This is a genomic window from Psychrobacillus sp. NPDC096623, from assembly GCF_044762655.1.
Taxonomy (GTDB): domain Bacteria; phylum Bacillota; class Bacilli; order Bacillales_A; family Planococcaceae; genus Psychrobacillus.
Genome location: NZ_JBIWER010000003.1, coordinates 292,662 through 305,347, shown reverse-complemented (window position 1 = coordinate 305,347; position 12,686 = coordinate 292,662). Strand labels below are relative to the sequence as shown.

Here is a 12,686-nt window from a genome sequence, read left to right as displayed (position 1 = left end):
ATTATGTTCTAACTTAAATTTCAATGGAATTGTTGAGAGTGAATAATAGAGGAGGCAAATCAGTGAATCAATTAATGAGTCCTTTTAAATGTAAAGGTTTAGAGCTTAGAAACCGTGTGGTAATGCCGCCAGTCTGCCAATACTCTGCAGTCGATGGAATGCCTAATGAGTGGCATTATGTACATTATACGTCAAGGGCAATAGGTGGAGCAGGACTAATCATCGTTGAAATTACAAGCGTCGATCCTGACGGAAGAATTACAGAGCAAGACTTAGGTTTATGGTCGGATGAACATGCTATTGCATTTAAGAAAATTGTGGAAAGTTGCCATCAATATGGTTCTAAGATTGGAATTCAAATTTCACATGCCGGACGAAAATCGGAATATAGTAAAGTTCCTGTCTCTTCAATGGAAATACCTTTTGATACTATGTTCAATAAACCTAAAATGCTCTCAACAGATGAAATTAAACAAGTAGTGGAAAAATTTGGTTTAGCTGCAAAACGTGCTGTAAAAGCAGGCTTCGATACAATTGAGCTACAAGGAGCGCATGGATATTTAATTCACCAATTTCATTCACCATATATCAACCAACGCACGGATGAATATGGTCTTGATCGGACCAAATTTAGTGTAGAAGTGATTGAAGCAGTAAAAAGGGAAATGCCTGCTGATATGCCTTTAATTATGCGAATATCGGCCAAGGAGTATGTAGAAGGGGGATATGATGTCGATTACATTCAACAAATATGTAAGGAATATGAGAAGGCAGGCGTCGATATAATTCATGTTAGTTCAGGTGGGGAGGCATCTTACGAAGAATCTGGGATGACACCTCGAGGTAACCCGGAGTCTAAACAAGGGTATCAAGTGCCATTTGCAAAAGCTATGAAAAAAACTTTTAATATACCTATTATTGCTGTTGGGAGATTAGAAGACGCACAATTTGCTAACGCATTGATTGAGAATAATGTGGCTGATCTTGTTGCTGTAGGACGAGGGATGTTAAAAAATCCATATTGGCCAATTAGCGCCGCAGCAGAATTAGAACAACAAATTCCCACATCTAAACAGTATAAGGCTGCATTTGAATTTAAAGTTTCCTACAGTCCAAAATAAAAAGAGCCCGACTAAACAGCTGAAACACATAAATGTAAAGCTCAAAAAAGTTCTTGCCAATTAGTTCCATCAATTTAAACCAAAAAAATATTTTTTACTACTTTTATAATTTGTTCCACATAGAGGAATTCAGTGCTTTTGTTTATCCAATTTACCTCATATAATCAGAGTTATTCAAAGATAGGTTATTTTAGTAATATAAATTATCGAAAAATTCTGTTTTATGTAAGCGTTTTCTGCTTCTGAATAATTGATTAAAAAATAGATTAAAAACCTGGAGGAATGAAAAGATGACTACAACAAATGTAAAGCAAAAAGAAGTAGAGTTGACTGAACTGGATCTTAAATTATCGAGTGTTGCGCATATTGGTCATGCATCAATCAATGTGACTAACTTGGAAAAATCTACATGGTTTTTTACAGAAGTTCTGGGGTTACATATATCCTCTATAGAAGAAGACAAGGTTTATCTTAGAGCATGGCAAGACTGGGATCATCACACATTGGTACTAAATAAAGCTGAAAAATCCGGCCTAGACCATTTTGGATGGCGAGTAAACTCAGAAAAGTCACTATACGCATTCGAAAAAGCTTTAAAAGATTCGGGTACTGACTATAAGTGGATAGAAGGAGGTACTGAACTTGCACAGGGGGATGCTATTAAATTCCACAGTCCTGCCGGTATTCCCGTTGAGCTTTACTGGGATATGGAAAAGTACTCTAATCCACTCACAGCTTCAAAATTGCCAAGTCACCCAATGAAATACAGCGGGAAAGGCGCAGCACCTCGCCGCTTTGACCATGTGAATGTGATGGTGGATGATGTTAGAAATGAACAGGAATGGTGGACGAATTTCCTTGGAATCCATCATCGATACTATATCCAAAATGAAGAAGACGTCCGTCTCGGCTCATGGCTGAGCAAAACAAATATCGCACATGAAATTGCATTCATGCGCAACAGTAATCAATCAGGAGCACACCTCCATCACGTAGCTTATTACTTGGATTCGCCAGATGAATTACTGCGTTCCTTAAATATCATGGCCGAAAATGACATCAAAATCGAGTGGGGACCAGGAAAGCATGGTACAAGTGGAGCGCAATTCCTCTATGCATTTGAACCATCGGGCAACCGGATTGAACTATGGACAGGTGGAATGCTTATTTTCGCCCCAGACTGGAAGCCGATCGAGTGGCAATCAGGAACTGGGAAGTTTGGACTTGATATGTGGGGAAGCACGCCACCGGAGAGCTACTTGACTTATGGGACAGAAATAAAGAAATAGAATGACAGTTGACTAGGTTTAAAAGAATAGAAAGGAGATTTTCAGCTTTGAAAAGAAAATTACGTGTTGATTTTCATACACACATTATTTCGGAAGATTTTCCTGACCTAGCCGCAAAATATGAAGATGACAGGTTTCCAACACTTCAAAAGACTTGTAGCTGTGGTGCTGAAATAAGAATACAAGGCAAAATGTTCAGGAAAATAACCGATCAGACATGGGATCCTGAAAAGAGGATTGAAGACATGGATAAGGAAGGAGTGGATATTCAGGTACTCTCTCCGATTCCAGTCACTCTATCATACTGGTCGGACAGTCAGGCTGCACTGGAGCTCTCCCAGTCACAAAACGATTTTATCGCTTCTGTGTCGAAAAAATATCCTGACAGATTTATCGGAATGGGAACAGTTCCACTACAAGATATGAAACTGGCGGTAGATGAGATGGAAAGGGCTGTTAAAGCGCTAGGGCTTAGAGGAATACAGATAGGTTCCAATGTAAACGGACTGAACCTGGATGACGATTCATTGTATCCATTTTTTGAAGCAGCAGCAGAAATGAATGTCCCACTTTTTGTTCACCCATGGGCAACTCTAGGTAAAGAAAGGTTGCAGCGTTTCAATACAATGTATACTGTGGGAATGCCATCAGAAACTGCTCTTGCAGCAGGAAGTATCATTATGAGCGGGCTGCTGGACAAACTGCCGAATCTGAAAGTTTGCTTTGCACACGGGGGTGGGTCCCTTCCTTATATCCTTCCAAGAATGGATCAAGGCTGGGAAGTCTGGCCGGAAACCCGGAATACAGTACAACCACCAAGTTCCTATGCGAAAAAATTGTATTATGATTCACTTGTATACGATCCAGATAATTTGAAATTCATGATCGATCGTTTTGGGGCAAAGCAAATTATAGCCGGATCCGATTATCCATTCCTACTGCGTGAAAAACCGGTAGGAAAGGTAATTGACAACCTTGTTGGTATTTCAGAAGAGGATGCAAAGTTAATGCTTGGACAGAACGCTTTGGAATTTCTAGGATTGAATGAATTGGTTAAAATTTGATAGTAAAAAATGGGGGGAGCAAGTTCATGAAGAATCCAAAAAAAATGTTTGGCATGATTTTGATGTCGGCTGTTCTTTTATTAGGTGCATGTGGTAATAGTAAAACTGAAACAGATGTTGCTACTGCTGAGGGGGAGAGTACCTATAACTTTAAAATGTCATATGTTACGCAAACAGGTCATAACTGGCATAAATTTGCAGAGAAGTTCAAAGAAGAATTAGATGCGAGATCTGATGGCAGAATGAAACTTGAACTTTTTCCGGCAGCACAGTTAGGTCCTGAAGCAGATATGGTGCAACAAATGTCAAGTGGTTCACTTGATTTTGCTATACTTACTGTTCCTTATCTAAGCACACGTGTCCCTGAATTCGATGCATGGAACCTACCGTTCTTATTTGAAGATTTGGAAGCTGCCGTCGCAGCGACTGAAACAGCACCAGCAAAGGAAATGCTTGGATTACTTGAAGAGCAGGGCATTAAAGGATTGGGTTACTTACATGCAGGAACTCATAATCTTCTTCTCAAAGAGGAACCAATAAAAGTCATGGATGATGTAAATGGGAAGAAATTGCGTTTTACTGGTGGAGCAGCTGTATTGGATTTTTGGAAAGGACTTGGTTCAAGTCCAATAGCGATGGGATTACCTGAAGTATATAATGCCCTACAGACAGGTGTTATTGATGGTCTTTCTATAGATAAAAATGCAATTTTATCAGAAAAGTATTATGAAATAGCTGAAAACTATGTATTGACTAGACATATGGTATTCGGTGGTGTGGTTGCTTCTAGTCTAGCAAATTATGATAATATGCCTGAAAATGACCGGAAAATTATTGATGAAGCGTTTACATCATCTGTTAAGTGGGGGACAGAACAACTACTTATTAATGATGTTGAAGACGAAAAAGAACTGAAAGAACTAATAAATATTTATGAACTGGATAACCGTGATGAATTTATTGAAGAGGCTAAAAAAGTTCATGAAGAATACGCCAATAACAATGAATTAATAAAAGAATTTATTGACACAGTGAAGAAACAATAATTTTATGAAGAGGTTGTCTCAAAACAGTGATAAATGTTTGTGCAGACAACCTTTTTGATATCTATATGGAGGGTTATTGTCATGTCAGGAAAATTAAACGGGAAGACTGCATTAGTGACTGGAGCTTGCAATGGGATTGGGCTAGCAGATGCTATAGAATTTGTTAAAGAAAAAGCAGATACCGTAATAATGGTTAGCGATAATAATGAAAGATTATTGGAAGCAAAAGAGACAGTAAAACAATATGGAAATGCTGAGATCATTACTTATCGTCTGGATGTAACCAGTGAAAATGAGTGGAAAGATTTTATTGATGAGATGAGCAAAAAAATAAATAAATTGGATGTGCTGGTTAATAACGCAGGTGTAAACAAACGGGCTACTTTTCAGGAATGCACATTGGAAGATTGGAATCATGTTATAACCGTTAACCAAACAGGGGTATTTCTTGGAATGAAATATTGCTTGGCGTTATTGAAAAAATCCGGAAATGCCTCCATTATCAATATGTCTTCCATAACAGGTCTGACTGGGTATTTTGCAGTAGCATATACAGCTTCAAAATGGGCTGTTAGAGGAATGACAAAATCAGCTGCTATGGAATTTGGCGAATTAGGTATCCGGGTAAATTCTATTCATCCTGGTTTTATCAATACACCATTTAATGAATCAATCCAGGATCTTATCAAGTTGTCCAATGGTATGAACTCACTGGGCAGGGCAGGAGAAGCCTTTGAAATAGCTAAGGCAGTGACGTTTCTTGCTTCAGATGATTCTTCATATATGACAGGGACTGAGGTAATTCTTGATGGAGGACTAACCTCAGGTGGCCAGTTTAAGTTATTAGCAAAGCAATTCAATAATTATTGATGGGAGGAGATGAAAATGAAAGCTATAAGCGATACTATTTTTAAAGTGGAAAAGATATTGGTCATTCTTTTAATACCTTTCATGCTAATGGCAATGTCTTTTGATATTTTTTACCGGTATTTTCTAAATTCCCCATTAGTATGGGGACAGGAGTATGCCCTTTATACATTTGTCTGGTCAAGTTTTATCGGTGCCAGTATGAGTATTAAATCTAAAGAGGCAGTTGCAGTGAACCTCTTCGTTGACAAAGTTAATCCAAAATTAAGAAATATTCTAATCGTAATAGGATTGTTTGTTTCTTCTTTATTTTCCATTTGGATACTCTATTTATCTATCAATTGGATCACGAATCCAACAATTCTATTACAAAAATCAATTACAACACAAACACCCATGATTTATATGTATATTTGCATTCCATTAAGTCTGCTTTTTATGTCCATCCATTTTATTAATTGGTTCCTAGAATCATTACGGTTTACCAGAGCAGGGAAGGTGATTGAATGATACTGACAATGCTGATATTTGCGTTCGTGCTTCTTATAAGAATCCCAATAGCAATTGTTTTAGGTATTTCCGGCTGTGTGCTGTTATTTCTTAGTGGAAATAGTGATATGCTTCTAAATTCACCTCAACGGCTGTTTTCGTCACTGGAGAGCTATAGTTTACTAGCCATTCCATTATTTATGCTTGCCGGTGAAATTATGAATACAGGTGGGATTACCAGTCGTCTGATCTCATTTGCGCAGAAATTCGTTGGTCATTACAGAGGAGGCTTGGCCTATGTGAATATAGTTGCTAATACCTTCTTGGCTTCAATAATTGGTTCGGCTTCTGCGCAGATTGCAATGATGACAAAAATTATGGTTCCTGCAATGGAAAAGGAAGGATATAAGCGTGAATTCGGAGCAGCTACGACAGCAGCAGCTGGAATGCTTGGTCCAATAATTCCACCAAGTATGCTTTTCATTATTTATGGGGCAACTTCAGGCACATCCATTGGTGATATGTTCCTAGCGGGTATTTTACCTGGTATTCTATTGTCTTTAGCTTTTATAATATTAGTCGCTTATCTGGGGTATAAACAAAATTTCCCTTCGAGACCTAAAGCCTCCTGGAGAGAAAGAGGAAAATCATTTTATCAAATAATACCAGCTTTATTAGTTCCAGGAGTTTTAATTTGGGGTATAGTTACTGGTGTTTTTACTCCAACAGAATCAGCTGGTATTGCCTGTGTAATCGCATTGATTGTCAGTTTTTTCATTTATAAAGAATTAAATTTAAGAGAACTCCCAGGTATTTTCGTGAACACAGCTATATCTACTGCAATTGTAACCTTGCTTATAGCGATGGCAAATATTTTTGGCTGGGCAATGACATTTGAACGTGTTCCTCAGGCGATTGCGGAATGGATGACAACAGTTTCAAGTAATCCTCTTATGTTCTTAATTCTTGTAAATATACTATTGTTACTGCTAGGTATGCTGGTAGAAGGTATTGCTTTGATTATTATATTGACTCCTATTTTCGTTCCTATTTTACCGGCTTTTGGTATTGATCCAATTCATTTTGGAGTGATTATTTGTTTGAATGTTGTTATAGGTATACTGACACCGCCAGTTGGTTCCGGTTTATTTTTAGCAACTTCTTTAGGAAAGGTTTCCATTGAAGCGTTTGTTAAAGCGGTATGGCCATTTGTTTTAGTATCTATAGTTATATTATTGCTAGTTACGTTTATTCCAGGTCTTACATTATGGATTCCTTCGATTTCAGAATAAATTATGGATTTTATAATCCAAGGGGGTTGTATGTATGAATTTACAGGGGAAAACTGCAGTAGTAACCGGTTCAGCAAAAGGAATTGGTAAGGCTATTGCAGAGAAGTTGGCAGCCAATAGTGCCAATATTGCAGTTGTTGATATAGATGAGGAAAATGGCAAGGTCACCGCATCTCAGCTAAATGAGCTTGGTGTAAAAGCAGTTTCATATGTAAGAGACTTGGGACAAATACAGGAGATTAAGTCCCTGTATGCATCAATTATCGATGATTTTGGTTCGATTGATATCGTAGTAAATGCCGCTGGGATTATTAAAGTAAATAAGTTTTTGGAACTCACACCAGAGGACTGGGATGTAGTGATGGATTTAAATGCAAAATCACTTTTTTTCAGTATGCAAGAAGCCGCAAGAAATATGATTTTGCTCGGTAATGGGGGGAGAATTATAAATATTTCCTCTATTACAGGTAAATCAAGCAGACCTGATTATCCTGTTTATGCAGCTTCCAAAGCTGCGGTTATAAGCATCACTCGCTCGGCCGCCACCGACCTGGCAGAGCATAATATTAATGTAAATGCAGTTTGTCCAGGCTTTGTCCATACTACAATGTGGGATAAAATTGACGAACACTATGTCGAAAATTTTAAACGTCCAAAAGGAGAGGTCATCGAAAAAATGCTCAGTAATATCCCACTACATAGATCGGGGGAGCTTCATGAAATTGCATCAATGGTAGCTTATCTGGCATCTTCCGAGGCAGGATATATAACAGGTCAAGCGATAAATGTCGATGGTGGGGCAGTTATGTATTAAAAGTTTTCCAATTTTAAATATTTCAACCGGTAACACACCGTGCGTGAGAAACCGCATGGTGTATTTTATTGGGTATTTACGTTCTATCATTATCATTGCACTATGAAAATTTAATTTCGCTATTCTCCAAAACGGTTACTAAATTGTTCTGATGTCTATAAAAATCCTTATAAAGGATGAAATTAAGTGATAAGAACAAACATAGAGATTAAACGAAAAAATTGGTGACAATTCTTTCATCAATCACGCTTCAACTTTACAAAGGAAACGGAAAATCAATGAATTCCTGACGAAATCACTAATTTCTATATTATTTTACTACTTGTTCCGCATAGAGGAATTGGAGCCTTATTTAATTCTTTAACCGAACCTATAATGAAAATGCAAGATTAATAAATAAAATTAATGGTTTAAATTAAGGAAAGAATAATGCGTTTCCCAAAAAACGTAAGGAGGAATATCACATGCAAGTTACTAGAACAACACCAGTAGTAAAACCTATTGATTGCGAACATTATATTAATGGAAAATATGTGCAGTCAAACAGTGGAGAAACATTTGAAAATATCAACCCTGCTACGAAGGAAGTGCTAGGGAGAGTTCAGCTTGGTGGGAAAGTGGAAGTTGATCAGGCAGTTAAGGCGGCAAGAAAAGCGCTGAAAGGTGAATGGGGAACCATGCCTGCGAAAAAACGTTCTCAGATTCTACGTAAAATTGGGGACCTGATTTTAGAAAGATTGCCAGAATTGGCTGCGCTCGAAACGTTGGACACGGGGAAACCACTTTGGCTCTCAAAAAGTGTAGATATCGATAGGGCAGCAAATAACTTCCATTTCTTCGCAGATTATATGACTGCGGTAGGAAATGAATCGTATCAGCAAGATGATATCGCAATTCACTATTCTGTCCGCAAACCAGTTGGTGTGGTTGGTTTGATTAATCCGTGGAACCTTCCATTGTTGCTGTTGACTTGGAAATTGGCTCCAGCACTAGCGGCGGGAAATACTGTTGTCATGAAGCCATCTGAAGTAACACCAATGACAGCCACTGTTTTGGCACAGATTTGTACAGACGCTGGAGTACCAGAGGGTGTTGTAAATCTTGTGCATGGGATGGGAGAAACAGGTGCAGCTATCACCTCTCATGAGGATGTGGATGCAATTGCTTTTACAGGTGAGACAATAACAGGAAGTGCAATTATGAAAGCAGCAGCACCTACTCTGAAAAAATTATCATTTGAGCTAGGTGGAAAAAATCCAAATATCATTTTTGCTGATGCCGACCTGGATGACACGATTGAAACAACATTGAAATCAAGTTTTATCAACCAGGGTGAAGTTTGTCTCTGTGGTTCTAGAATTTATGTGGAACGTAGCATTTACGATGAGTTTTTGGAAAAATTCGCTGCAAAAGCGAAGGAACTGAAAGTGGGAGACCCGTTCAATCCTGATACAAAAGTAGGGGCAATGGTAAGTGAAGAACACTATACCAAAGTAGTAAGCTATTTAGATATTGCCAAAGAAGAAGGTGGAACCTTCCTTATAGGCGGAAACACACTTTTTGAGGATAAAGGATTCTACATTATGCCAACGATAATCACTGACCTTGGAAAAGATTCCAGATGTGTCCGAGAAGAAATTTTCGGGCCAGTTGTAACAGTGGTTCCATTTGATTCTGAAGAAGAAGTGCTTGAACAGGTAAATGATACTCATTATGGATTAAGTGCAAGTTTGTGGACAACAAATGTTAAGCGTGCTGCACGTTTCTCAGCACAAATCGAAGCGGGCATGGTATGGGTGAACACTTGGTTCCTACGTGATTTGCGAACACCATTCGGCGGAATGAAGCACAGTGGACTTGGTCGTGAAGGTGGAGCACACAGTATGGACTTCTACACGGAATTAACGAACGTTACATTGAAACTGTAGGAGGATGTTTATGGAAACGAAAAATGATTCGAAGATAGAAAGTCATGCAAAGCATTTAGCTAGTTCCTGGAGGAATCGGGAAGGGGTTCAGCCTCTAACAGCTCTGGATCCAGAGTTATCCATTGATGATGCATATTACGTGCAGCTGCACACTATCCAGGAATATGTTGAAAACGGCCAAAAAATTACTGGTAAGAAAATCGGGCTGACATCAAAAGCGATGCAGGATATGCTTGGTGTCGGCGAGCCAGATTATGGCCATTTGACAGATGCTATGGAAGTGAAGAATGGCGGGGAGATTTCCTTTAAACGTGTGTTGCAGCCTAAGGTAGAAGGGGAACTTGCTTTTATTTTAAAAGAAGATCTGGTTGGCCCAAATGTCACTTCACTGGACGTTCTTCAGGCTACGGATGTAATTGTGCCGGCACTTGAAATTGTCGACAGCAGGGTGAAAGATTGGAAAATTACACTGGCAGATACAGTGGCAGATAACGCTTCTTCGGGATTATATTTGCTAGGAGGTACTCCGAAGAAAATCACGGAAATCGATATCAAACAAATAGGCATGGCTCTATATAAGAATAATGAATTGCAAAATACAGGGGTGGGTGCAGCGGCACTTGGTGATCCTGTGAACTGCGTGGCATGGCTCGCGAATAAGCTGGCGAAATATGATATTACCTTAAAAGCTGGTGAAGTAATTTTATCGGGAGCATTATCCGCAGCTGTTGAGGCAAAACCCGGCGATCATTTCAGAGCAAAATTTGCTGAGCTTGGTGAAGTGAGTGTAAGTTTTACTGAATAAATACGGTTTGGGATGGCAATGGTTGAGTACTGTGAACAGCTTGATGTTAGCGTTCGTTGTCGTGGAGAAGGTTTGGGAAATATACAGACAGAGGAATTGTGACGAGGCTTAAAAAAATGGGAATCGACACAGGCATTGACTAACGTCTTTCGCAGAAGACCTCAATCCTGACGAAGCCTCAAGAATTAACAAAAGATGTTTTGACATTAGGAATTGCAGATAGGTACTCAAGCTTTCAATAGTACTAATCAGCAGCAAAGCGATACAATTTGGCTTCACTTAATATTTTTGATAGATCTTGGTAATCTGGAATCATAGGTGGTCTGGAAGATACGATTATCGATGTCGCTCCAGAGATGGCAAAGAAACATAGAATCTAGCAAGTTACTGGGAGGAAGAAAATGGATAAGGAACTTATTAAAGAACTTGCCGATTATACTCATAATGCTGAAAAAGAAAAACGTGAAATAATTAAAATCACTGCGGAATTGTACCCGGAGCTATCCATTGAAGATGCATATCTGGTTCAGGAGGAATTGGTTAAGCAAAAGTTAGAAGAAGGTAGAAAAATCATCGGGCCTAAAATGGGAATCACCAGTGAAGCGAAAATGAAACAGATGAATGTAGATAATCCGATTTATGGTTATATTTTCGACTACATGGTTGTGAATGAAGGGGAATCCATTTCCATCGATGATTACATCCATCCAAAAGTGGAACCAGAAATTGGATTTGTTTTATCACGAGATTTAGAAGGTCCGGGGGTGACAGCACTTGATGTTTTGAGTGCTACTGAGTATGTTTTTCCGGCGATTGAAATCATAGATAGCCGCTATGAAAATTTCAATTTCACATTGCCTGACGTCATTGCAGATAACACCTCTGCAGCCGGAGCGGTTTTTGGAACGAGCCTAAAGCGCGCAGATGAGGTTGAACTCGATGTTGTTGGCGTGACTTTATCTATCAATGGTGAAATCCAGGCACTCGGAGCTGGTGCAGCAGTGCTGGGACACCCAGCAAATTCAGTTGCAAGATTGGCAAACATGCTGAGTAAAAAAGGGGAGAAGGTCAAGGCTGGTCAGCCAATCTTGACAGGGGCTCTAACAGCAGCGGTACATTTGTCGCCAGGAGACTATGTAAGCGCCAAATATGGAGGGCTTGGGGATATATCTTTCTTTGTGAAGTAATGGAGTAGGTAAAAGTTTTTTCGGGCTGTTTGAAAATCGAAAGTTAATCAGGTGCCATTCGCTTTCCTTTCAATTTCAGCTCCTACTCCCTCAACTACAGTTTAAGTCCTTTTATCTAACGTATATATAATCTAAATAAAAATGGCTATACAGGAGAGTGATACATTTGCCGCTAGTCAATATTCAAATTATAGAAGGCAGATCACAGGAAATGATTAATGATTTAATGAAAAATGTAACTGACACAGTCAGTGAGTCTTTGGATGCGCCAAAGAAAAATATCCGGGTTATTGTTACAGAAGTACCAAAGACGCATTGGGCTATTGGTGGTACAAGTGTCAAGGATTTGGGAAGATGACATGAGATCGATAAAACGAAGAGCTATCTTTCTGAATGAATAGTTCTGACTAACGGTAGAGTTGCTTTAAGGATTAAAAACGATACATGACAAAAATTAATAGTAAAAAGATAATTTCTAACACATCTGAATAACACTAAAAAGATCCTCTTTAGTCATGGAAAGACTAAAGAGTGTTTTTCATTTTGAAAAGTCCTGTTCAACTCAAAAAACCTAGCGTACTAGTCGTTGAAACTCATAATCAGTTTGGGGAGTGACTCACAATTCTTCTACTATTAAATGTGTTTACTATTTGTTGCTAACTTTAAATTGTTCTACATTTTTTCTTGACCTCATATACTTTTTAAAAGACCGAATATTATAAAATATCAAAATGTTCCATTTAATTTGCTACAAGCATACTTTATAATAAAAATATGATAAAGG

The 12,686-nt window shown here is 38.6% G+C and carries 12 protein-coding genes; all 12 read left to right on the top strand.

Translation table 11 applies throughout. The features are described from left to right. Positions 1 to 62 precede the first annotated feature (62 nt). The 12 genes from ACIQX2_RS11000 to ACIQX2_RS10945 all read left to right on the top strand — a co-directional run bounded on the left by ACIQX2_RS11000 (position 63) and on the right by ACIQX2_RS10945 (position 12,260). The gene (locus ACIQX2_RS11000) at positions 63 to 1,121 is read left to right on the top strand and encodes an NADH:flavin oxidoreductase/NADH oxidase (protein WP_402849983.1); all 1,059 of its coding nucleotides are present in this window, start codon (positions 63 to 65) and stop codon (positions 1,119 to 1,121) included. A gap of 290 nt (positions 1,122 to 1,411) precedes the next feature. Continuing rightward, a complete protein-coding gene (locus tag ACIQX2_RS10995) occupies positions 1,412 to 2,410 on the top strand; it encodes a VOC family protein (protein WP_402849980.1) in 999 nt (332 codons plus the stop codon). A 47-nt stretch (positions 2,411 to 2,457) separates the two neighbouring features. Beyond that, positions 2,458 to 3,474, top strand: coding sequence for an amidohydrolase family protein (locus ACIQX2_RS10990; RefSeq protein ID WP_402849978.1), 1,017 nt, complete (start codon positions 2,458 to 2,460; stop codon positions 3,472 to 3,474). A gap of 26 nt (positions 3,475 to 3,500) precedes the next feature. Beyond that, on the top strand, positions 3,501 to 4,520 hold the full coding sequence (locus tag ACIQX2_RS10985) for a TRAP transporter substrate-binding protein (RefSeq protein ID WP_402849975.1): 1,020 nt from the start codon (positions 3,501 to 3,503) through the stop codon (positions 4,518 to 4,520). Between the two features lie 81 nt (positions 4,521 to 4,601). After that, the gene (locus tag ACIQX2_RS10980; RefSeq protein WP_402849972.1) at positions 4,602 to 5,390 is read left to right on the top strand and encodes an SDR family NAD(P)-dependent oxidoreductase; all 789 of its coding nucleotides are present in this window, start codon (positions 4,602 to 4,604) and stop codon (positions 5,388 to 5,390) included. A gap of 15 nt (positions 5,391 to 5,405) precedes the next feature. Further along, positions 5,406 to 5,897, top strand: a complete 492-nt coding sequence (locus ACIQX2_RS10975) for a TRAP transporter small permease (RefSeq protein WP_402849969.1) — start codon at positions 5,406 to 5,408, stop codon at positions 5,895 to 5,897. Continuing rightward, positions 5,894 to 7,168 (top strand): TRAP transporter large permease, encoded by a 1,275-nt coding sequence (locus ACIQX2_RS10970; RefSeq protein WP_402849966.1) that lies wholly within the window; start codon positions 5,894 to 5,896, stop codon positions 7,166 to 7,168. The genes ACIQX2_RS10975 and ACIQX2_RS10970 overlap by 4 nt, the downstream gene beginning before the upstream one ends. A gap of 34 nt (positions 7,169 to 7,202) precedes the next feature. Beyond that, the gene (locus ACIQX2_RS10965) at positions 7,203 to 7,982 is read left to right on the top strand and encodes an SDR family NAD(P)-dependent oxidoreductase (RefSeq protein WP_402849963.1); all 780 of its coding nucleotides are present in this window, start codon (positions 7,203 to 7,205) and stop codon (positions 7,980 to 7,982) included. Between the two features lie 464 nt (positions 7,983 to 8,446). Next, positions 8,447 to 9,910, top strand: a complete 1,464-nt coding sequence (locus tag ACIQX2_RS10960) for an aldehyde dehydrogenase (protein WP_402849961.1) — start codon at positions 8,447 to 8,449, stop codon at positions 9,908 to 9,910. Positions 9,911 to 9,920: 10 nt separating this feature from the next. Continuing rightward, positions 9,921 to 10,715: a 2-keto-4-pentenoate hydratase gene (locus tag ACIQX2_RS10955; RefSeq protein ID WP_402849959.1), complete on the top strand. Its 795-nt coding sequence runs from the start codon at positions 9,921 to 9,923 to the stop codon at positions 10,713 to 10,715. 401 nt (positions 10,716 to 11,116) lie between these two features. Continuing rightward, complete coding sequence (locus tag ACIQX2_RS10950) at positions 11,117 to 11,902, top strand: 2-keto-4-pentenoate hydratase (RefSeq protein ID WP_402849956.1); 786 nt, start codon at positions 11,117 to 11,119, stop codon at positions 11,900 to 11,902. 166 nt (positions 11,903 to 12,068) lie between these two features. Continuing rightward, on the top strand, positions 12,069 to 12,260 hold the full coding sequence (locus tag ACIQX2_RS10945; RefSeq protein WP_402849953.1) for a 4-oxalocrotonate tautomerase: 192 nt from the start codon (positions 12,069 to 12,071) through the stop codon (positions 12,258 to 12,260). Positions 12,261 to 12,686 lie beyond the last annotated feature (426 nt).